General features: G+C 30.1%; 23 protein-coding genes, 1 other RNA gene and 1 pseudogene. 23 read left to right on the top strand and 2 right to left on the bottom strand.

From position 1 onward, the window contains the following. Positions 1-2 precede the first annotated feature (2 nt). From gpsB to CD034_RS05175, 6 genes are all read left to right on the top strand, one after another. Positions 3-341 carry a cell division regulator GpsB gene (gene gpsB / locus CD034_RS05200; protein ID WP_002449866.1) on the top strand — a complete coding sequence of 113 codons (339 nt, stop codon included), beginning with the start codon at positions 3-5 and terminating at the stop codon, positions 339-341. 136 nt (positions 342-477) lie between these two features. Continuing rightward, positions 478-864: RNase P RNA component class B (gene rnpB / locus CD034_RS05195), an RNA gene on the top strand. Between the two features lie 117 nt (positions 865-981). Next, positions 982-2,118: a THUMP domain-containing class I SAM-dependent RNA methyltransferase gene (locus tag CD034_RS05190; RefSeq protein WP_002449804.1), complete on the top strand. Its 1,137-nt coding sequence runs from the start codon at positions 982-984 to the stop codon at positions 2,116-2,118. Between the two features lie 177 nt (positions 2,119-2,295). After that, positions 2,296-2,934, top strand: a complete 639-nt coding sequence (locus CD034_RS05185; RefSeq protein WP_002455331.1) for an SDR family oxidoreductase — start codon at positions 2,296-2,298, stop codon at positions 2,932-2,934. A 163-nt stretch (positions 2,935-3,097) separates the two neighbouring features. Further along, complete coding sequence (locus tag CD034_RS05180) at positions 3,098-6,541, top strand: dynamin family protein (protein WP_002449840.1); 3,444 nt, start codon at positions 3,098-3,100, stop codon at positions 6,539-6,541. A gap of 16 nt (positions 6,542-6,557) precedes the next feature. Further along, a complete protein-coding gene (locus CD034_RS05175) occupies positions 6,558-7,442 on the top strand; it encodes a 5'-3' exonuclease (protein ID WP_064207230.1) in 885 nt (294 codons plus the stop codon). A 63-nt stretch (positions 7,443-7,505) separates the two neighbouring features. On the opposite strand, the gene CD034_RS05170 is transcribed toward CD034_RS05175, so the two are convergent. Together CD034_RS05170 and CD034_RS05165 are read right to left on the bottom strand one after the other, a co-directional pair. Next, positions 7,506-7,907, bottom strand: coding sequence for a ribonuclease HI family protein (locus tag CD034_RS05170; protein WP_002449811.1), 402 nt, complete (start codon positions 7,905-7,907; stop codon positions 7,506-7,508). 99 nt (positions 7,908-8,006) lie between these two features. Next, positions 8,007-8,711 (bottom strand): queuosine precursor transporter, encoded by a 705-nt coding sequence (locus CD034_RS05165; protein ID WP_002455333.1) that lies wholly within the window; start codon positions 8,709-8,711, stop codon positions 8,007-8,009. A gap of 198 nt (positions 8,712-8,909) precedes the next feature. Here CD034_RS05165 and CD034_RS05160 point away from each other — a divergent pair, with 198 nt between their 5' ends. The 17 genes and pseudogenes from CD034_RS05160 to CD034_RS05080 form a co-directional block, all read left to right on the top strand. Then, positions 8,910-9,104 carry a zinc-finger domain-containing protein gene (locus tag CD034_RS05160; protein WP_002449911.1) on the top strand — a complete coding sequence of 65 codons (195 nt, stop codon included), beginning with the start codon at positions 8,910-8,912 and terminating at the stop codon, positions 9,102-9,104. Positions 9,105-9,115: 11 nt separating this feature from the next. Further along, positions 9,116-9,364: a NifU N-terminal domain-containing protein gene (locus CD034_RS05155; protein WP_002449746.1), complete on the top strand. Its 249-nt coding sequence runs from the start codon at positions 9,116-9,118 to the stop codon at positions 9,362-9,364. Between the two features lie 17 nt (positions 9,365-9,381). Continuing rightward, complete coding sequence (locus CD034_RS05150) at positions 9,382-10,497, top strand: conserved virulence factor C family protein (RefSeq protein ID WP_002455334.1); 1,116 nt, start codon at positions 9,382-9,384, stop codon at positions 10,495-10,497. Between the two features lie 13 nt (positions 10,498-10,510). Then, the gene (brxA, locus tag CD034_RS05145; protein ID WP_017176317.1) at positions 10,511-10,945 is read left to right on the top strand and encodes a bacilliredoxin BrxA; all 435 of its coding nucleotides are present in this window, start codon (positions 10,511-10,513) and stop codon (positions 10,943-10,945) included. A gap of 195 nt (positions 10,946-11,140) precedes the next feature. Next, positions 11,141-12,097 (top strand): thymidylate synthase, encoded by a 957-nt coding sequence (locus CD034_RS05140; protein ID WP_002455336.1) that lies wholly within the window; start codon positions 11,141-11,143, stop codon positions 12,095-12,097. A gap of 41 nt (positions 12,098-12,138) precedes the next feature. Beyond that, positions 12,139-12,615, top strand: coding sequence for a dihydrofolate reductase (locus CD034_RS05135; RefSeq protein ID WP_002449764.1), 477 nt, complete (start codon positions 12,139-12,141; stop codon positions 12,613-12,615). Between the two features lie 21 nt (positions 12,616-12,636). After that, positions 12,637-13,482, top strand: a complete 846-nt coding sequence (gene fakB, locus CD034_RS05130) for a DegV family protein (protein ID WP_049430824.1) — start codon at positions 12,637-12,639, stop codon at positions 13,480-13,482. 102 nt (positions 13,483-13,584) lie between these two features. Continuing rightward, complete coding sequence (gene msrA / locus CD034_RS05125; RefSeq protein ID WP_002449733.1) at positions 13,585-14,112, top strand: peptide-methionine (S)-S-oxide reductase MsrA; 528 nt, start codon at positions 13,585-13,587, stop codon at positions 14,110-14,112. After that, a complete protein-coding gene (gene msrB, locus CD034_RS05120; RefSeq protein ID WP_049430827.1) occupies positions 14,105-14,533 on the top strand; it encodes a peptide-methionine (R)-S-oxide reductase MsrB in 429 nt (142 codons plus the stop codon). Before msrA ends, msrB begins: the two co-directional genes overlap by 8 nt. Before the next feature lie 12 nt (positions 14,534-14,545). Continuing rightward, entirely contained in the window at positions 14,546-15,046 is a 501-nt protein-coding gene (locus CD034_RS05115) for a PTS sugar transporter subunit IIA (RefSeq protein WP_002449797.1), read from the top strand. Further along, positions 15,046-15,267: a YozE family protein gene (locus tag CD034_RS05110; protein WP_002449915.1), complete on the top strand. Its 222-nt coding sequence runs from the start codon at positions 15,046-15,048 to the stop codon at positions 15,265-15,267. Before CD034_RS05115 ends, CD034_RS05110 begins: the two co-directional genes overlap by 1 nt. A gap of 284 nt (positions 15,268-15,551) precedes the next feature. Then, positions 15,552-16,937, top strand: a pseudogene (locus CD034_RS05105) (S41 family peptidase); the annotation flags it as partial. Positions 16,938-16,954: 17 nt separating this feature from the next. Further along, complete coding sequence (locus CD034_RS05100; protein ID WP_002449870.1) at positions 16,955-17,458, top strand: GNAT family N-acetyltransferase; 504 nt, start codon at positions 16,955-16,957, stop codon at positions 17,456-17,458. An 18-nt stretch (positions 17,459-17,476) separates the two neighbouring features. After that, positions 17,477-18,544 carry an undecaprenyldiphospho-muramoylpentapeptide beta-N-acetylglucosaminyltransferase gene (gene murG, locus CD034_RS05095; protein ID WP_049430835.1) on the top strand — a complete coding sequence of 356 codons (1,068 nt, stop codon included), beginning with the start codon at positions 17,477-17,479 and terminating at the stop codon, positions 18,542-18,544. A gap of 17 nt (positions 18,545-18,561) precedes the next feature. Next, positions 18,562-19,185 carry a phosphatase PAP2 family protein gene (locus CD034_RS05090; protein ID WP_002455341.1) on the top strand — a complete coding sequence of 208 codons (624 nt, stop codon included), beginning with the start codon at positions 18,562-18,564 and terminating at the stop codon, positions 19,183-19,185. 325 nt (positions 19,186-19,510) lie between these two features. Next, positions 19,511-20,170: a response regulator transcription factor gene (locus CD034_RS05085; protein ID WP_002449906.1), complete on the top strand. Its 660-nt coding sequence runs from the start codon at positions 19,511-19,513 to the stop codon at positions 20,168-20,170. Then, on the top strand, positions 20,170-21,518 hold a 1,349-nt coding region (locus CD034_RS05080; RefSeq protein WP_103288230.1), incomplete at its 3' end, for a HAMP domain-containing sensor histidine kinase. The genes CD034_RS05085 and CD034_RS05080, both read left to right, overlap by 1 nt.

The raw sequence follows: 21,518 nt of genomic DNA, 5'->3' as shown, positions 1-21,518 counted from the left end.
TAATGGCAGATGTTTCTTTAAAGCTTTCAGCAAAAGATATCTATGAAAAAGACTTTGAAAAAACGATGGCTCGCGGCTATCGTCGTGAAGAAGTCGATGCTTTTTTAGATGATATCATTACTGATTATCAGAAAATGGCTGATATGAATAATGAAGTAGTCAGACTATCTGAAGAAAATAATAAACTTAAAAAAGAAGTTGAAGAATTGAGAATCAGAGTTGCAACTTCACGTCCTTCTGATAATAAGTCATTTGCTTCAAGTAATTCGAAATCAGCGAATAATAACGTAGATATTTTAAAAAGAATTTCTAATCTTGAAAAAGCTGTTTTTGGTAAATAATACATTGGTATCTTAAAGATATAAGCTTGTTACGAAGCATGTTTGATTGCTATTATGTTGGATTTTGATAGCTAATTATTTATCTATTTAAAATTCTATTAAATATTTTAAAATTATGTTATACTCACACAAGTGATATTTTGGGTAATCGCTATAGAAATATAGAGGAAAGTCCATGCTCACACAATCTGAGATGATTGTAGTGTTCGTGCTTGATGAAACAATAAGTCAAGGCATTAATTTGACGGCAATGAAATAACCTAAGTCATTAATTGATACGGTTAAAATAGTTTGAAAGTGCCACAGTGACGTAGCTTTTATAGAAATATAAAAGGTGGAACGCGGTAAACCCCTCGAGTGAGCAATCCAAATTTGGTAGGAGCACTTGTTTAGCGGAATTCAACGTATAAACGAGACATCTTTACTCGCATAGTAAAGATTTGTAGACAGATGGTTACCACCAAAGTACCAGTACAACTAGTGTACGTTATGAGTACAATGGTACAGAACATGGCTTATAGAGATATCACGGACTAGTTTAGCTCTCCCTTTTTATGGAGAGCTTTTTTTATATTGTATACATAATTATTTTAATATTTGTTAATATACTAATATGATATGAGACAAAGGAGATGAAATAATGTATCAATTATTAGCAGTGTGTCCAATGGGTCTTGAAGCCGTAGTTGCTAAAGAAATACAAGAACTTGGTTATGATACTCAAGTTGAAAATGGACGTATTTTCTTTGAAGGTGATGCTAATGCCATTGTAAAATGTAATTTATGGCTACGTACAGCTGATCGATTAAAAATAGTAGTAGGTCGCTTCAATGCTAAAACATTCGATGAACTTTTTGAAAAGACAAAAGCATTACCTTGGGAAACAATTATCGATAAAGAGGGGCAATTTCCTGTCCAAGGTCGTAGTGTAAAATCTACACTTCATAGCGTTCCTGATTGTCAAGCCATTACTAAAAAAGCTATCGTTGAACGTCTTAAAAAAGCTTATAATGAAAAAGGATGGTTAAATGAAAGTGGTGCGAAATATCCTGTTGAAGTAGCCATTCTTAAAGATAATGTCCTACTTACCATTGATACGTCAGGTTCAGGGCTAAATCGTAGAGGGTACCGTATTGCACAAGGTGAAGCACCTATTAAAGAAACATTAGCAGCTAGCTTAGTACGTTTAGCCAATTGGAAAGGTGATACACCCTTTATTGATCCATTCTGTGGTTCTGGAACAATTGCTATTGAAGCATGTTTAATTGCTCAAAATATTGCGCCAGGTTTTAATAGAGAATTTGTATCAGAGGAATGGAATATCATGCCTCCTAATATTTATGACGTCATGCGTGATGAAGCTGATCAACAAGCTGACTATGATAAAGATATTCAAGTGTATGCGTCTGATATAGATCCAGAAATGGTTGAAATTGCTAAACGTAATGCTGAAGAAGTAGGCCTAGGTGATATTATTCAATTTAGTGTTAAGGATGTTAATACATTAACTATCGACCAAGAAGGGCCTGTAGCGTTAGTTGGTAACCCACCATACGGCGAACGTATTGGAGATAGAGATGAAGTAGAAGAAATGTATCGATATGTAGGTAAACTAATGAAACAACACCCGTATTTATCAACATATATTCTTACAAGTAATAAAGAATTTGAGTATTTAGTTGATCGTAAAGCAACAAAACGTCGAAAACTTTTTAATGGTTATATCGAATGCACGTATTATCAATACTGGGGAAAAAAGCCTAATATTGATAAATAAATTGATTTGAAGATTTATTTGAAAATAATTAATTTTGTAAATTTTTCTTAATAAATTAGATAATATTTATTTAAAATTTATGTATTTATTAGCACTATAATAGTGACTATTGTAAAGTTATTAGTAAGCGTGTTAAAAACACAGCACATTTAAACAGTATAGTAAGGAGAGTAAGTTATGCAAACAGTTCTAATTGTAGGGGCTAACGGAAAAGTATCAATTGAAGCAACTAAAATTTTCTTAGAGAATTCTAGTTTTAATGTTGATTTATTTTTAAGAAATGCCCATCGTATTCCTGATTACGCATCTAATCGTATCACTGTCTTTGAAGGTGATGCTAAAAATGTTGAAGATTTAGAAAAAGCATTAGATCAAGTAGATATTGTTTTTGCAAGTTTATCAGGATCCCTAGATAGAGAAGCACAAGCCATTATAGATGCCATGAACAAAAAGAATGTTAAACGTTTAATATTTGTGGCGGCTCCTGGTATTTATGACGAATTACCAGATAAATTCAATACATTTAATAAAGAACAATTTGGTGAAAAATTAACTAAATATCGTAAAGCAGCTGATTTAATTGAAGCTTCTGACTTAGATTATACAATTATTCGTCCTGCTTGGTTAACATTTAAAAATGAATCAGATTATGAAATTACTCAAAAAGGTGATACCTTTAAAGGAACAGAAGTTTCTAGAAGAAGTGTAGCCAATTTAGCAGTACGTATAGCGAAACAACCTGAACTTTATTCTAGACAAAATATTGGAGTAAATAAACCAAATACTGATGGCGATAAACCAGCTTGGTTTAACTAATTCATTCTATATAGGTTTTTATTATTTCTTATGATAAAATTTAATAAACACAGCTAAAGATAATTTAGTTTTATCACCCTAAAAGTAAGGTTATAATTCTTTTTAGTTTTATAACCTTAATTTTTTTATATTTTAGAGTGAGCGAAATAAAGGGGATAGCATTATGCAAAATAATGAACAATTAGATGTATTATACAAACTAAAAAAAGAAATAGAAAAATCGAATAACGAAGCATTAGTACATACAATAAATCAAGTGATTAAAAAAGTATATTTAAATCAATATACTTTATCATTTGTTGGACATTTTTCAGCTGGTAAATCAACATTAATCAATTTATTATTAGAACAAGATATATTGCCTAGTTCACCTGTACCAACGACGAGTAATACGGCTATAGTTTCTGTTTCAAAAGAAGAAGAGATTATTGCTAATTTAGAATATCAAAATTATGTTAAGCTAAAAACGTATGAAGATGTAAAAATAATGAACCGATTAAATATGGATGTGGAATCTATTGAAATAAAGTTCCCTTCAAATAAGTTTAATCTTGGTTTTACATTACAAGACACTCCAGGAGTAGATTCAAATGTTTCTGCACACCAATCCACTACTGAACAATTTTTATATACAAGCAATATGATTGTGTATACAGTTGATTATAATCATGTTCAGTCTGCACTCAATTTCCAATTTATGAAACGCATGAATCAAGTAGGCATACCTATTATTTTTGTTATCAATCAAATTGATAAGCATAATGAGAATGAAATTTCTTTTGATACATTTAAACAAAAAGTAGAACAATCTATACAAGATTGGGATATTAAAGTCGATCAACTATTTTATGTTAGTAAATTTGATCATCCAAACAATCAACTTCATTTATTCTCAGAGTTTTTAGAAGAAAAAGATAAACTACGTGAACCTATTGAAGATTTTGTAACACGTATCATTGAATTTATACATCGTACTCAGCTTTCATATATTCAAGAGCATATGCAAAATATACTTGACGACTTAAATATCAATGAATCCGAATTTGAAGAATCCTATAAACAATTTCAACAGAATCAAGCTATAAGTGAAGAAGCACAATTATTAAATCATTCTTCTCAATTATTAATGTACTTAAAAGAAAAACGGAAAAATATATTAGATAATGCTTATATTATGACTCATGATATGCGAGAAGATATTCGTTATTATCTTGAAAGCATGGCTTTAGACTTCAAAGTGGGTGGTCTTCTAAATAAAAAAAAGAAAACAGAAGAAGAGAGAGCAAAACGTTTACAAAATGTTGTAGACCGTTTACAAGAAAAAGTGAATCGACACATTCGTCAACCCATGCGTGAAGATTTATCTTTTATAACTCGCTTTATCCATCATTCTGAAGTGAATCAACGAATTTTAAATCAACATTATCAAATTGAACCTACTTTAATTTCTAATTTATATCAAGTACAAACAAGCATTAATAATACCTATGTGCTCACATTTAGTGATGACGTTGTAAAAGCAATTGCACGCGTTGTCGAAAAACAATCAGATTCATTATTTAAAGATATTATTGAACATACTGAAGCAACGGAATTATCTAACATAGATAATAATGATGCACATTTATATGAACAGTATCTTGAGTTCAAGAATTTAAAACAGTCATTAACAACTGAAAATTATAAACATTATTATATTCATATGAATGACTCACTCGATAAATTAATTGATCGAACAGAAATACATTATGAACTTAATCAATCAACCATATCTTCAACAAATGATTTAGACGAAGATATTACATCAACTAAGGCTACGAGAACTCATCACTTTGATATTCAGAAAGCACTGGCTATCATTGAGCCTGTTCCTTTATTCAATAAAACAAAGCAAGACATCAAAGAAACATTGCAACGTATAGATAATAAAATTGTAAAAATAGGTGTCTTCGGTACATTTAGTGCAGGAAAAAGTAGCTTGATTAATGGTTTACTTGGAGATCATTATCTTGTAAGCTCACCTAATCCAACAACGGCAGCTACAACTGAAATCTCATATGGTCATGATAGTCAAATTACTTTGAAAACAAATACGCAATTGTTAAATGAATTAAATCAATTGCTTGAATATCAAAACGTTTCTTTTAACTCTTTAGAAGAATTTATGAATAGTAACATTGAGTCTTTAAAACAACAATTAGAAAAAAATCAATTGGCTTTTATAACATCAGTAGAGAAGCACTTTTCAATGTACCAAGATATGCTAAAAGAAGGTATAACACATACTATTTCACAACATGAAATTAAGCAATGGAGTGCAGAAGACGAATACGCTACATTTGTTAAAACCGTTCATATACACCTTCCACTGGATTGGTTAAAAGACAAAATTATCGTTGATTCATTAGGGTTACATTCTAATAATCAACGACATACAAATGAAACTGAACAAATCTTAACTTCTTCAGACCTAATTTTATATGTGAGCTATTTTAATCACTCATTTACTGATAATGACAAAGCATTTATTGAACATATGAAAGATATTAACCAATTAAATGAAGCACAGACATTTAAAATGATTATTAATGCGGTAGATTTAGCTGAAACTAATGAAGATTTAATAGCAGTGGAGCAGTATGTAAAAGATGCTCTATCTCAAGTGAATCTGCCATCTGAATTATTCGGTGTATCAAGTAAACGTGCATTGGAGACTAAAGATGAAGGCATTCTTAAATTAAAAGAAAGTATTAATCATTTTGTCGAAACTGAATCGAAAACGATTTTAGAGAAGCAAATGGTTCATCAAATCGAGCAAATGCGCGATAACTTTAATCAAATCATCTATGAATTTAAAACAAATCAAACACGTATGTTAGAACGACAACAACAACTTGAAACTTATAAAGATAAAACACCATTAACTAACCAAATGATTCATACAAGTGAGCAACATACTAAAAATGAGGTTGAAGAACAAATCTATCATTTAAATAAACGATTACAGCTTCAATTATTAGATGAGGTTAAAAAAGTATATAATAGTCAAATGACACAAAATAATGATTTTAATGATGAAAAGAAACATGCTACGAAAATGTACTTAGATCAAGTTCATCAACGATTATATTTAGAACAAACTTTATTAGTCGAAAGAATAAAAACATACTTTACTTCTCAATTAGATCAACAAGTAGCACCAACAATTCAAAAATTAAACTCAGTTCATGTACTTATCCAACCTCATTTTAAAATAACAGCGCCGTTTACTGATGATGCACTATTACGTATTAGTTTAGAAGAGATGCTTTCAGTTTTACCTAAACAGTTGTCTAAACGTAAAATTTTAAATGCAAATGCGCAAAGAGAACTACAAGAAATGATTTGTTCAAATACACTAGAACTACTACAACCATCACTAAACGCATTAAAACAACAATTAGATTATTATGTTTCTAACTTAACTCACGACGCGAACATCGAACTTAATCAGTTAAATAATAATGTTTTAGAACAAATCAATGACTTATTATCTAAACGTATCGATGATTCACTCATTAAACAATTAGAAACAGTAAATCAACAATTGGACCCACTTTTAAATTAGAAAGAAGGATTAATATATGACTCAACGTGTCTTACTTGTAGATGGAATGGCGCTCTTATTTAGACATTTTTATGCTACAAGTCTACACAAACAATTTATGTATAATTCTAAAGGCATTCCAACCAATGGGATTCAGGGTTTTGTTAGACATATTTTTACGGCAATTAAGGATATTAAACCAAGTCATGTCGCGATATGTTGGGATATGGGGCAAGCGACCTTTAGAAATGATATGTATACTTCTTATAAACAAAATAGACCTGCACCACCAGATGAATTGATACCTCAATTCGATTACGTAAAAGACATTTCAGAACAATTTGGTTTTGTGAATATCGGTGTTGCAAATTATGAGGCAGACGATGTCATAGGAACACTCGCTAAAATATATTCAAAAGATAATGAAGTACATATTGTAACTGGAGATAGAGATATTTTACAATGTATCAATGAACAAGTAGAAGTCTGGTTAATCAGAAGAGGTTTTAATATTTATCATCATTATACTCTTAATCGTTTTAATGAAGAGTATGCATTACATCCACTTCAACTTATTGATATTAAAGCATTTATGGGAGATTCAGCAGATGGGTATCCTGGTGTTAAAGGTATTGGAGAAAAAACCGCCATTAAATTAATACAATCTTATGGTAGCGTTGAAAACGTACTAGACAATATCGAATCACTTACACCTAATCAACAGAAAAAAATTGCAATTGATAAAGAAAATTTGATTCTATCCAAACAATTAGCGAAAATCTATACAGATGTGCCTATTGATACAACTGCATTATATGAAGAAATGAAGTATACACATTCATTGAATCATATTCTTTCAATTTGTAATGAACACGAACTTTATGTCTCTGGTAAATATCTTGCTTCAAAAATTTTAATGTAAAACAGATAAAAAAAGAAGATAAAAGAATTCAACATAAATTCTTTTATCTTCTTTTTTACATTATTATTGTTTATTCTTAATTAATTTGTATAGAGCTTGTTGTGCTAATTGATTTGCTTCTTTATTTTTATCTCTTGGAACCCATTTTACAAATAGCAAATCAAAACTTGCTTCTAAAATCTCCATATTTTCAAAAAATGGTTTGAAACGCGCATTTTTTACATAACCTTGATTCACGCTATCTTCTATCAATTTAGAATCTGTATGCAATAAAGCATTTGAAACATTTAATTCACGAGCATGCTCTAATGCATGAATGAATGCAGACCATTCAGCACTATGGTTGTCCAATTCTCCTAAATCATGTGTATAAGTATATTTAATATCATTTTCTTTAATTACTATCCCACACGTACTACGTCCCGGATTGCCACTCGTCGCAGCATCAAAAAATATTTTAGCCATTAAAAACACCTCTAGTTTAAGCATTAATTAAACACTATTTGTCTATTTAAAAATAGCATATTGCTTAGTAAACCTAAACAATATGCATGTATGATTGTTTTAATAACCTTCGTCTAATTTTTGAATTTTTCCATTTCGATAGAATGACTTCGCAATATAACCAAATGGAACATTGAAAATCGTTGAGACTAATTTTAAAACATACGTAGTAATAAAGATTTCAAATACAACACTTGCAGGCAATGTACCGATAAATGCGATAGTTACAAATAATGCAGTATCAATAATTGAACTTAATACCGTACTTCCATAAGCTCTAATAATAAATGTTTTATCTGATTGGAAAACTTTTTTTATCATTGAAAAGATGAACACATCTACATGTTGCCCTATAATATAAGCAATAATTGAACCTAAAGCAATTCTCGGCACTAAATCAAAAATCGTAGATAATGCTTTTTGAGATATATCTTCTGGTGCGGGTATAAAATGTAATGACATTTGCATTACAATTATCATAACAAGAGTTGATGAGAAGCCTAACCATACAGCACGTTTAGCAACTTTTCGTCCATAAATATCATTTAAAATATCTGTAGCTAGGTAGATAGAGGCAAACATTACATTACCTAGAGTTGCTGAGATACCAAAAATATCAACCGTTTTGATGACTTGGATATTAGCAATAATTGTACCGATAGCTACCCAAGCGATAAGACCTTGTTTACCAAAACAACGATACATTAAAACCATTACAATAAATGTTACAAAAAAAGTAGCAATGCCAAAAAATTCATTATACATCATTTATCCTCCTAAATTTTGATAATGCGGGTGTTTAGAAACCGCTAAGCAACTTTAATATTTTATAGTAAAAGTAATTCAAATTCAATACTCATTAATCAATTCATATTATAAATATTAAAAAATAAAATCGATTATTTTAAAATGATCATCATATAAGTTATAATAACTCCATATTTATAAAATTAAGTATAAGGAGTGAAAGTTATACTTACACATTCCGAACAAAATGCAATAGAAAAAATTGATGAATTAATGAATACTTATTGTGATAAATGTTTACTGAAAACACACATTAGAAAAACAGAAGGAAAAACACAAGCACATCATTTTTGTATTTCTGAATGTTCAATAGGTAAGCAAATTAAGCAATTAGGCAATGAACTTCAATAGGAGGGAATTTTATGCATATAAAGTCAATTGAAGACACACCAAATTATAATACGATTAAAATTAATTTAAGTGAAAAACGTAAAGATAATCAATCAAATACGTATACATCTGCTCAAGATGGGCAACCTGATTTTATTAATCGATTATTTGATATCGAAGGAGTAAAGTCAGTTTTTTATGTCATGGATTTTATTTCAGTAGATAAAGAGGAATATGCCAATTGGGATGATCTTGTACCTAAAATTGAAGACACATTTTAATTTTAGGAGGAACAGTAGTGGAAATATTAAAAATTGAACCAACACCAAGCCCAAATACAATGAAAATCGTTTTAAGTGAAAAGCGTGCTGATAATCAGTCGAACACATATACAGAAGTCAAAACATCTCAACCTGATTTTATTAATGACTTATTACAAATTAAAGATGTTAAATCTATATTTCATGTAATTGACTTTTTAGCTATTGATAAGTATCCGAAAGCAAATTGGGAAGAGGTATTACCTCAAATTACTGCGTCACTTCAAAAAGAGGAAACGATTAGTCAATCATCTCAGTTTGATGAACACTATGGAGAAGTGAAAGCAGAGATACTCACTTTTAAAAATATCCCATATCAAATTAAATTAACAAATGCTCATGAAGAAATACGTAAACAACTACCTGATATCTTTATCAATAGTATGCTTAAAGCACAAGAAGATGATGATAATGTTATTTTTCTTAGAAAATGGAAAGAGGTTGGTTTACGTTATGGAGAACTTTCTTTAGTTATGGAAGAAGTTTATGAAGAAATCATTGCATTGTATCCAAAAAGTCGATTGGAACAATTAGTCGTTCAAGCTTTATCTAAGCAAACGAAAAGTACATCTCATTTTTATCAACATGTTTCATACGAGGAGTACTTGAATGAATCAGACTGGAAAGTACGTCTCAGAATGTTAACAGAATTTCCAACACCAACACTTGAGGATATTCCACTCTTAGAGCAAGCCTTAAATGAAAATAAGTTACCATTAAGACGTCAAGCGATTGTTTTATTTGGTATGATTGAAAGTAAAGAAATATTGCCATATTTGTATAAAGGATTAAATGATAAGCATCCTGCTATTCGACGTACAGCTGGAGACTGTATCAGTGATTTAGGTTATAAAGAAGCTTTGCCAGAAATGGAAAAAGCACTTGATGATCCACAAAAAATTGTTCGTTGGAGAGCTGCAATGTTTTTATTTGAAGAAGGTGGCAAAGCGCAACTCGCATCTCTAAGAGCGCATGCGAACGACAATGCTTACGAAGTAAAACTTCAAGTGGAAATGGCAATTTCTAGAATTGAAAATGGCGATGAAGCATTAGGTTCCGTATGGAAACAAATTGCTAATCGTAATAAACATTAAAGGAGTTTTTTATATGAATCCGTATGAACAATATATGCATGAACTAGCACAACAAATGCGTTCTGAATTAACTGATAATGGTTTTACAAGTTTAGAATCAAGTGAAGATGTATCAAACTATATGAACAATGTTAAAGATGACGAAACAACATTTGTTGTTATTAATTCTACATGTGGTTGTGCTGCTGGTCTAGCGAGACCTGCCGCTGTAGCAGTTGCTGATCAAAATGATAAAAAGCCAACACATAAAGTCACAGTGTTTGCTGGACAAGATAAAGAAGCAACGCAAACAATGCGCGATTATATCCAACAAGTACCTTCAAGCCCTTCGTATGCTTTATTTAAAGGTACAGAATTAAAACATTTTATTCCGCGTGAACATATTGAAGGTAGAGATATTCAAGATATTTGTATGGATATTAAAGATGCTTTCGACGAAAATTGTTAATATTATTAGACTAATTTACTCTATCTTAATATGCATCTCCAATAATAAATTATCAAACTAAGATAATTTATTATTGGAGATTTTTAAATATAAAAATGTTTTGAAATAATATATACTCAATAATATAATTCATTCAATATCTTTCTATTTTCTAGTATAATGATAATTAATATAAAATTTAGGAGAGATGTACATATGCTCAATCCTTTTGATTCGGCTTATCACGATTTATGTAATGACATTTTAGAAATTGGTAATCAACGTGATGATAGAACACATACAGGTACCATTTCTAAATTTGGACATCAAATCCGCTTCGATTTAACGAAGGGATTCCCTTTACTCACTACAAAAAAAGTATCTTTCAAACTTATTGCTACTGAGTTATTGTGGTTTATAAAAGGAGATACTAATATTAAGTATTTATTAAAATATAATAATAATATTTGGAATGAATGGGCTTTTGAAAAATATATTCAATCTGAAGATTATCATGGTCCAGATATGACAAATTTTGGACATCGTTCTCAAAAAGATGAAAATTTCAATAAAATGTACCAACAGGAAATGAAAAAATTTAAAGAGAAAGTGTTAAATGATGATACTTTTGCTAAAAAATATGGTGATTTAGGACATGTCTATGGAAAACAATGGCGTGATTGGGTAGATCAATATGGTAATCATTTCGATCAGCTTAAAACAGTTATTCAACAAATTAAGACAAATCCTAATTCGAGAAGACACATTGTTTCAGCATGGAATCCGACTGAAATTGATAGTATGGCATTACCACCATGTCATACAATGTTTCAGTTCTATGTACAAGATGGCAAATTAAGTTGTCAACTTTACCAACGTAGTGCAGATATTTTCCTAGGTGTGCCTTTTAATATTGCAAGTTATGCATTACTTACGCATTTAATTGCTAAAGAATGTAATTTAGAAGTTGGAGAATTCATTCATACTTTTGGAGATGCACATATTTATTCTAATCATATAGAGGCAATCAAGACTCAACTTTCTAGAGAAAGTTTTGCACCTCCTACATTAAAAATAAACTCTGAACAATCAATCTTTGATATTAATTATGAAGATTTAGAACTTGTAGATTATCAATCTCATCCAGCAATTAAAGCGCCCATTGCTGTGTAATCTATCTTTAATTAAAAATAAACTAAAAGGGGATATGATAAATGACATTGTCAATTTTAGTGGCACATGATCAACAACGTGTCATTGGTTATAAAAATGCTCTACCATGGCATATTCCAAATGATTTAAAACATGTAAAACAACTCTCAACTGGCCATACACTTGTAATGGGTAGAAAAACATTTGAATCTATTGGCAAACCATTACCAAATAGAAAAAATGTAGTTTTAACTCGTGATAACAATTTTAAACCTGACGGCGTTGAAGTGATTCACACAATAGATGATATCTACAACTTAGAGGGTCATGTTTTTATTTTCGGTGGCCAAACATTATTTGAAGTAATGATTGATAAAGTTGACGATATGTATATCACTGTAGTAGACGGAAAACATCAAGGTGATACATTTTTCCCTCCCTACACATTTGAAGATTGGACGGTTGCATCTTCTGAAGAGGGTCAACTTGATGAAAAAAATACTATTCCACATACCTTTTTACATTTAGTACGAAAATAAAATAAACTAAGAGGAGAAATTATGACTAAACAAGTAATCGTTACAGACTCTACCTCAGATTTATCAGCTGAATATTTAAATCAACATAACATACATGTCGTTCCATTAAATTTAACTATTGATAAAGAATCATTTGTAGATCAAGTAGATATCTCATCTGAGGAGTACATTAAACGTATTGAAGAAAACGCTGACGTCAAAACGAGTCAGCCATCAATTGGTAAATTTATTGAATTATATGAACAACTTGATAATGACAATGACGATGTAGAAATCTTTAGTATTCATATGTCTTCAGGATTAAGTGGAACATATCAGACTGCTTTACAAGCGAGCAATATGGTTGAAGCAAAAGTAAATGTGATTGATTCAAAATCAATTTCATTTGGATTAGCATACCAAATTCAACGTTTAGTAGAACTTGTAAATACTAATCTTTCAAGTATAGAAATTATTAAACATATTTCAGACTTGCAGAAAAATATTAAACTATTTGTTGTTATTGGCCAACTCAATCAATTAATTAAAGGTGGACGCATCAGTAAAACAAAAGGTTTAATCGGAAATATAATGAAAATAAAACCGATAGGAACACTTAGAGAGGGATATTTAGAAATCGTACATAATTCTCGTACTCAAAATTCTAGTATTCAATATCTAAAAAAAGAAATTGCTAAATTTATTGAAAATCATACTATTCAATCGATTGGTATTGCACATGCAAATACGATTGAATTTGTTGAAAAAGTAAAAAATCAATTTAATGAAGCATTTGGACAACAAAGCTATGATGTTAATGTAACGACACCAGTCATTTCTACACACACTGGTCAAGGCGCTATCGGTCTTGTCGTAGTTAGAGGATAATAGATAAATAATAGGTCACTTAAGTTATTGATTTCTGAGTTAATTACTTTAATTTAATATCATTATATCGTAAATTTAAAGAAAGATAGAGGAGGTAATATAATGGCATATGCAACATTAGCAGGAGGATGTTTCTGGTGTATGGTTAAACCCTTTACATCTTACCCAGGTATTGAAGATGTCGTATCAGGTTATAGCGGCGGAGATATAGAAAATCCAACGTATGAACAAGTATGTTCAAATCAAACGGGTCATAGAGAAGCAGTTCAAATTACTTATAATCCAGATATTACGTCATTTGAAAATATTTTAGATGTTTACTTTAAAATATTTGACCCGACAGATAATAAAGGGCAATTTTTTGATAGAGGCGAAAGCTATGAACCAGCAATATTTTATCACGATGAACAACAAAAAAAGGCTGCCGAATTAAAAATCCAACAACTAAATGAAGAAGGTATTTTTAAAAAACCAATCATCACACCAGTTCTTCCTTACAAAAACTTTTATCCAGCAGAAGATTACCATCAAGACTATTATAAAAAAAATCCTATGCATTATGAGCAATATCAACGCGGTTCTGGTAGAAAAGCATTTATAGAATCACATTGGGGGTCTCAAAATGATTAAAAAAGATAAAAGCGAATTAAATGATATGGAGTATCTTGTTACTCAAGAAAATGGTACAGAACCTCCTTTTCAAAATGAATATTGGAATCATTTTGATAAAGGAATATACGTAGATAAAATTTCTGGTAAGCCTTTATTTACTTCTGAAGAGAAATTTGAATCTGATTGTGGTTGGCCGAGTTTCTCAAAAGCATTAGATGATGATGAAATTGTTGAACTCGTAGATAAATCATTTGGTATGATTCGAACTGAAGTTAGATCAGAAAATGCTAACAGTCATTTAGGTCACGTATTCAATGATGGCCCAAAAGAAAGTGGCGGATTGCGTTATTGTATTAATTCTGCAGCTATTCAATTTATTCCATACGAAAAATTAGAAGAATTAGGATATGGCGATTTGATTCCACATTTTAATAAATAGGAGCGATGAATAATGTTTAAAAAATTATTTGGTAAAGATAAAGAAGTCAATAAAGAAACTCAACTATATGCACCATTAACAGGCGAATATGTCAAAATTGAAGATATACCAGATCCTGTATTTGCCCAAAAAATGATGGGTGAAGGTTTCGGTATTAATCCTACTGAAGGTGAAGTAGTTTCCCCAGTTGCTGGAAAAGTTGATAATGTTTTTCCAACAAAACATGCAATTGGTTTAAAAACTAAAAATGGTCTTGAAATTTTAGTACACATTGGTTTAGATACGGTGCAGTTAGACGGTGAAGGATTTAATGTACTTGTTAGCAGTGGTGATACAGTACAAGTAGGCGACCCTCTACTCAAATTCGATTTAGAATTTATTAGAAATAATGCCAAATCAGTTATTTCACCTATTATTATTACAAATTCTGATCAAACAGAATCTATTTCACTCGATGATGTTAAAGCTGTTATTAAAGGTGAAACTAAAGTTGTCGATGTGACAATGAGCTAATGAAAGATCATTCATTTTATCAATTTGCCTTAACGGTTAGAGGACGTAAAGATGATAAAGGTGAATTAGCCGAAGACATTTTCAATGACTTATCGTTTCCAAAACATGAAAGTGACTTCAACATATTATCAGACTATATCGAAATGCAAAGTGACATTACGTTACCTATGTCCGTATTTGATGATTTATATGAAGAATATACAGAATGGTTAAAATTCTAATTTAAATTCGTTTTATGTCTAAATATGATATGGAGTGGCATATAAATCTTAATTTTAGATTTATATGCCACTCTTTTTATTTTTATCTAATTAAGAAATACAATTTCTTATAATTTGCGTTTGCTCAAAAATAAAGACATACTAGGTATGTCTTTATAAAAAATGATAAGAGACAAGATGTAATTAGAGGAAGTGATTTTATGAATAATCATTCTGAGGAGCACCATGACGGACAATCAGATGAAAAAAGATATGCATCTACTAAAAAAAAGATGCATTTGACAATATGGCAGTTTATCTTAATTTTATTAAGTGTTATTATCATTACAACGATTATAGCTGTATTTGCGACGATAGGAATCAATCATAAATTAAGTGGTTTAACTAAAGAAGAACGTCAAGAAATGAAAAAAATAGAATTTGCATATAAAACGTTAGATACAGATTATTACAAAAAACAAAACTCAAGTAAACTTTCTGAAGCTGCGATTAATGGTATGGTAAAAGAATTAAAAGATCCATATTCTGAATACATGACAAAGTCTGAAACAAAGAGCTTTAATGAAGATGTATCTGGAGATTTTGTAGGTATTGGTGCAGAAATGCAAAAGAAAAATAAAGATATTATGATTACCAGTCCCATGAAAGATTCTCCTGCTGAAAAAGCTGGCCTTCAACCTAAAGATATTGTCACAAAAGTTAATGGCAAGTCAGTGGTAGGTAAACCTTTAGATCAAGTTGTTAAAGTGGTAAGAGGTAAAGAAGGCTCAAATGTTAAGTTAACTATTAAACGCGGTTCTGAAGAAAAAGATATTAACATTAAACGTGGTAAAATTCATGTTAAAAGTGTGGAATATAAGAAAAAAGGTAACATAGGTGTATTTACGATTACTAAATTCCAACAGAATACTGCGGGTGAATTAAAATCTGCAATTATAAAAGCTCATAATGCTGGTGTTCGAAATATCATCTTAGACTTGCGTAATAATCCAGGTGGATTATTAGATGAGGCAGTTAAAATGGCTAATATTTTTATTGATAAAGGTCAGACTGTTGTTCAACTTGAAAAAGGCAATGATAAAGAAGCAATTAAAACTTCTAATGATGCTTTAAAAGATGTTAAAGATATGAAAGTGAGTATTTTAGTAAATGAAGGTTCCGCAAGTGCGTCAGAGGTCTTTACAGGAGCAATGAAAGATCATCATAAAGCTAAAGTGTATGGCTCAAAAACATTTGGTAAAGGAATCGTTCAAACCACACGAGAACTTAAAGATGGCTCATTATTAAAATATACACAAATGAAATGGTTAACACCTGATGATCATTATATTCATGGAAAAGGTATTAGACCAGATGTTACAATTGATTCTCCTAAGTATCAATCATTAAGTGTTATTCCGTCTGATAAAACATATTCTGTTGGCGATAATAATAAAAATGTTAAATCAATAAAAATTGGTTTAGATGCTTTAGGTTATTATAACGGAGATGAATCAAACCAATTTGATAATCAATTAGCTAATACTATTAAACTATTCCAATCAAATAATCAACTATCTGAAACGGGAAAATTTGATACCAAAACAAATGAAAAATTCACTCAATTATTAGTTGAAAAATCAAATAATGAAGACACGGTCTTAGATAAATTATTAAAATTAATAAAATAGAAAGGAATATCTATTATATGATTAGACTAGGTAAACATGAAGATATTAATCAAATCGAAATATTAGTGTCAGAAGCAAAAGATTTAATGAAATCATTTGGGAATAATCAGTGGGACGATAAGTACCCAACTCCTGAACATTTTAAGGCAGATATTGATACTAAGACGTTGTATGTTTTAGAAGAAAATAACACTATTTATGGATTTATTGTTGTCGACCAACAACAATCAGAGTGGTATGATAATTTAGAATGGCCAATTGATAGAAATAACGCTTATGTTATTCATAGATTAGTTGGTTCTAAAGATTATAAAGGTGCAGCAACTCAATTATTTGATTTTGCAGTTAAATTAGCAGAAGAACATCATATCCATGTGATTCTGACAGATACTTTTGCATTAAATAAACCTGCTCAAGGTTTATTCGAGAAATTTGGTTTCCAAAAAGTAGGAGAAACAGAAATTGACTATCATCCATTCAATAGAGGCGCACCATTCTATGCATATTATAAAAACATATAAGAATAGAGGTTAATAATCATGTCTAAAATTGCGTTTACCGGAGGCGGCACAGTAGGCCATGTGTCTGTGAACTTAAGTTTAATTCCAACTGCATTAGAAAAAGGACATCAAGTTTTTTATATTGGCTCTAAAAACGGAATTGAACGAGAAATGATTGAATCACAAATTTCGAATATTAAATATTACCCAATTTCAAGTGGTAAACTACGTCGTTATTTATCTTTTGAAAATGCAAAAGATGTTTTTAAAGTATTAAAAGGTATCTTAGATGCCCGTCGCGTTCTAAAAAAAGAAAAGCCTGACTTATTATTTTCTAAAGGAGGATTTGTTTCTGTTCCTGTTGTTATAGCAGCACGTTCATTGAATATTCCTACCATTATTCATGAATCAGATTTAACTCCTGGTTTAGCAAATAAAATATCTTTAAAATTTTCAAAAAAAATATATACAACATTTGAAGATACGCTTAAATATCTACCTAAAGATAAAGCTGATTTTGTAGGAGCAACAATTAGAGAAGATTTAAAAGAAGGTAATCAACAAAAAGGTTATGAAATAACAGGGTTTGATTCAGATAAAAAAGTATTACTTGTTATGGGTGGTAGCCTAGGTAGTAAAAAATTAAATGATATTATTAGAGAGAATCTTGAAGCTTTACTACATGATTATCAAATCATTCATTTGACGGGGCATGGATTAGTAGATGAGTCTTATAAACAAAAAGGATATATCCAATATGAATTTGTTAAAGAAGAATTAACGCATTTATTATCGATTACAGACACAGTCGTAAGTCGTGCAGGTTCTAATGCTATCTATGAATTCTTGACTTTAAGAATCCCAATGTTGCTAATACCACTAGGACTTGATCAATCTAGAGGAGATCAAATTGACAATGCTAAATATTTTGAATCCAAAGGATATGGAAAAATGATTCCAGAAGATCAACTTACACAATTCAAATTACTCGAACAACTAAAACAAATTGAGTCTCACCGTAATGATATTATTCATCAAATGGAATCTTATAAAGAAAGTTATACTAAAGAAGACTTATTTAATAAAATCTTGAACGATGCGCTTTAATATAGGAGGACCAATTGATGAATAGAACGAAACGCATTACATTGCTCATTGTTTTTACATTAATCTTTGGCATCATTGCATTTTTCCATGAATCACGTTTAGGCAAATGGATTGATAATGAAGTATATGAATTTATTTATGCATCGGAGAGTTTTATTACTACATCTATTTTATTAGGTGCAACAAAAATTGGGGAAGTATGGGCAATGGTTTGTTTGTCATTAATGCTTGTTGCTTATTTAATGCTTAAACGTTACAAAATTGAAGCTTTATTTTTTGTTATCACTATGTCACTATCAGGTATATTAAATCCTTTACTAAAAAATATTTTTGATCGCGAACGTCCAACATTACTACGTTTAATTGATATTTCTGGATTTAGTTTTCCTAGTGGACATGCAATGGGTTCGACTTCATTTTTTGGAAGTGCAATGTATATTGCCCAACGTAGAGCATCAGGAAGTACAAAAGGTGTTATTATCGGACTATGTGCGGCACTTATTTTACTCATTTCTATTTCAAGAGTTTATTTAGGCGTACATTATCCAACTGATATTATTGCAGGAATCATCGGAGGTGCTTTCTGTATCGTTCTTTCAACTTTAGTATTAAAAGGATTACATGAGCCTACAATCTTATAAACAATAAATAAGTGCGCCTTATTTGGCGCACTTATTTATTATTTACGTATCGTTTTAAAACGAACGTTTATTAATATTTACGGACACATAAATTAAGGGGGGAATGGCTTGAAAATGATTATAATTCTAAGTATTTTGAATTATAGGGGAAACTTAGAATTAATTGATAATCATTTTCAATTAATATTATAACTTATTGATAATGATTGTCAATTAAAATTTTACTTTTTATTTTATTCATTCTAGTAACAAATAATTTTTATGATAAAATATTGGTTATATTACGAGAAGTCATACGTTTATTAAAAAAGAGGTGTCTGAAAAAATGACTAATATTTTAATCGTAGAAGATGAACAAAATTTAGCCAGATTTCTTGAATTAGAATTAACACATGATGGTTATAAAGTAGACATCGAATATGATGGGGAACCTGGTTTAGAAAAAGCATTAAATAACGATTTTGATTTAATTATTTTAGATTTAATGTTACCAAATATAAATGGACTAGAAATTTGTCGACGTGTACGCCAAGTGCAATCAACACCAATTATTATCATCACTGCTAAAAGTGATACTTACGATAAAGTGACTGGATTAGATTATGGTGCAGATGACTATATAGTAAAGCCCTTTGAAATTGAGGAACTTTTTGCAAGAATTCGCGCTGTATTACGTCGTCAGCCTCATAAAGATATTATCGATATCAATGGTATCAGAATAGATATTGATGCATTTAAAGTAACTGTTGATGGCAAGCAATTAGATTTTACTAAAACTGAATATGATTTATTGTATCTATTAGCAACGAATCGCAATCACGTATTACAACGTGAACAAATTTTAAATCATGTATGGGGATACAATAGTGAAGTAGAAACGAATGTGGTTGATGTATACATCAGATATTTAAGAAATAAATTGAAACCTTTTAATAAAGAGAAAGTCATTGAAACTGTTCGTGGTGTAGGATATGTGATTCGATAATGAAAAATCATACATTACAATATAAATGGATGACAATCACTACATTGATTATGTTTACGACAATTATTTTATTTTGTCTTATTATTATATTTTTCTTAAAAGATACTTTAAGAGAAGGAGAAGTGGATGAAGCAGAACATAGTTTAAGTGATATTGTCAATTTAATTCAAACGCGTCCGATTAATAATATATCGATATTAGATTTAAGTGCTTCATTAGAAAATTATGAAGAAGTCATTATTTACGATCATATAGGTCAAAGAATAATGAAATCATCTAATGAAAGTACAATTCAGTTTATACCTAACAACAATTTACAAAAGACCGATCGAATTCAGGTAATGCGAAATAATGGAAAAGAATATTTAGTTATTACTGAACCACTTCATAGTCCAAACTTTAAAGGTTATAGCGTACTTATTCATTCTCTTGAGCATTATAACAACTTAGTAAAATCACTTTATATTATTGCTGTTGTTTTTGGTCTACTCGCTACAGTGATTACTGCATGTATTAGCTATTTCATTTCTAAAAACATTACAAAACCGCTAGTAACAATGTCTAATAAAATGAATCAAATACGACGCGATGGTTTTCAAAATAAATTAGAACTTGATACAAGTTATAAAGAAACAGATAATTTAATAGAAACTTTCAACGAAATGATGTATCAAATTGAAGCCTCTTTTAATCAACAAAGACAATTTGTTGAAGATGCTTCTCATGAGTTAAGAACACCACTTCAAATCATTCAAGGCCATTTAAATTTAATTAAACGATGGGGTAAGAAAGATCCTGACATTTTAGAAGAATCTTTAAATATTTCATTAGAAGAAATGAATCGAATTACAAAGCTAGTAGAAGAATTATTATTATTAACCAAAGATAAAGTAAATATGCAATCCTTAGAAAAAGAGGACGTTGATATCAATGAAGAAATTCAATCACGAATTAAGGCACTTCAACAACTGCATCCAGATTATTTATTTGAGATTGAATTAGAACAAAAACCTTTAGTTTTGCAAATTAATCGTCATCAATTTGAACAATTAATCTTAATTTTTATAGACAATGCTATGAAATATGATAAAGAGAGAAAGCATATATGTATTAAAACACAATTGCGTAATAAACAAATAAGTATTGAAATTACCGATCACGGCTTAGGCATACCAAAAGAAGATCAAGAATTTATTTTCGATCGTTTCTATAGAGTAGATAAATCTAGAGCAAGAAGCCAAGGTGGTAATGGTTTAGGGCTTTCAATTGCTGAAAAGATTGTGAGTCAATATGGAGGTTACATTTCTGTAGATAGTGAACTTAATCAATTCACAACATTTAAAATCAA

It is taken from the genome of Staphylococcus hominis subsp. hominis, assembly GCF_002901845.1.
Taxonomy (GTDB): Bacteria; Bacillota; Bacilli; order Staphylococcales; family Staphylococcaceae; genus Staphylococcus; species Staphylococcus hominis.
This window is presented reverse-complemented; position numbering and strand designations above follow the sequence as displayed.

What these genes read in the sequence shown, in the direction of transcription:
- gpsB (WP_002449866.1), top strand. Translation starts at nt 3, where the DNA reads ATGGCAGATGTTTCTTTAAAGCTTTCAGCAAAAGATATCTATGAAAAA.
- CD034_RS05190 (WP_002449804.1), top strand. Translation starts at nt 982, where the DNA reads ATGTATCAATTATTAGCAGTGTGTCCAATGGGTCTTGAAGCCGTAGTT.
- CD034_RS05185 (WP_002455331.1), top strand. Translation starts at nt 2,296, where the DNA reads ATGCAAACAGTTCTAATTGTAGGGGCTAACGGAAAAGTATCAATTGAA.
- CD034_RS05180 (WP_002449840.1), top strand. Translation starts at nt 3,098, where the DNA reads ATGCAAAATAATGAACAATTAGATGTATTATACAAACTAAAAAAAGAA.
- CD034_RS05175 (WP_064207230.1), top strand. Translation starts at nt 6,558, where the DNA reads ATGACTCAACGTGTCTTACTTGTAGATGGAATGGCGCTCTTATTTAGA.
- CD034_RS05170 (WP_002449811.1), bottom strand. Translation starts at nt 7,907, where the DNA reads ATGGCTAAAATATTTTTTGATGCTGCGACGAGTGGCAATCCGGGACGT.
- CD034_RS05165 (WP_002455333.1), bottom strand. Translation starts at nt 8,711, where the DNA reads ATGTATAATGAATTTTTTGGCATTGCTACTTTTTTTGTAACATTTATT.
- CD034_RS05155 (WP_002449746.1), top strand. Translation starts at nt 9,116, where the DNA reads ATGCATATAAAGTCAATTGAAGACACACCAAATTATAATACGATTAAA.
- brxA (WP_017176317.1), top strand. Translation starts at nt 10,511, where the DNA reads ATGAATCCGTATGAACAATATATGCATGAACTAGCACAACAAATGCGT.
- CD034_RS05140 (WP_002455336.1), top strand. Translation starts at nt 11,141, where the DNA reads ATGCTCAATCCTTTTGATTCGGCTTATCACGATTTATGTAATGACATT.
- CD034_RS05135 (WP_002449764.1), top strand. Translation starts at nt 12,139, where the DNA reads ATGACATTGTCAATTTTAGTGGCACATGATCAACAACGTGTCATTGGT.
- fakB (WP_049430824.1), top strand. Translation starts at nt 12,637, where the DNA reads ATGACTAAACAAGTAATCGTTACAGACTCTACCTCAGATTTATCAGCT.
- msrA (WP_002449733.1), top strand. Translation starts at nt 13,585, where the DNA reads ATGGCATATGCAACATTAGCAGGAGGATGTTTCTGGTGTATGGTTAAA.
- msrB (WP_049430827.1), top strand. Translation starts at nt 14,105, where the DNA reads ATGATTAAAAAAGATAAAAGCGAATTAAATGATATGGAGTATCTTGTT.
- CD034_RS05115 (WP_002449797.1), top strand. Translation starts at nt 14,546, where the DNA reads ATGTTTAAAAAATTATTTGGTAAAGATAAAGAAGTCAATAAAGAAACT.
- CD034_RS05110 (WP_002449915.1), top strand. Translation starts at nt 15,046, where the DNA reads ATGAAAGATCATTCATTTTATCAATTTGCCTTAACGGTTAGAGGACGT.
- CD034_RS05100 (WP_002449870.1), top strand. Translation starts at nt 16,955, where the DNA reads ATGATTAGACTAGGTAAACATGAAGATATTAATCAAATCGAAATATTA.
- murG (WP_049430835.1), top strand. Translation starts at nt 17,477, where the DNA reads ATGTCTAAAATTGCGTTTACCGGAGGCGGCACAGTAGGCCATGTGTCT.
- CD034_RS05090 (WP_002455341.1), top strand. Translation starts at nt 18,562, where the DNA reads ATGAATAGAACGAAACGCATTACATTGCTCATTGTTTTTACATTAATC.
- CD034_RS05085 (WP_002449906.1), top strand. Translation starts at nt 19,511, where the DNA reads ATGACTAATATTTTAATCGTAGAAGATGAACAAAATTTAGCCAGATTT.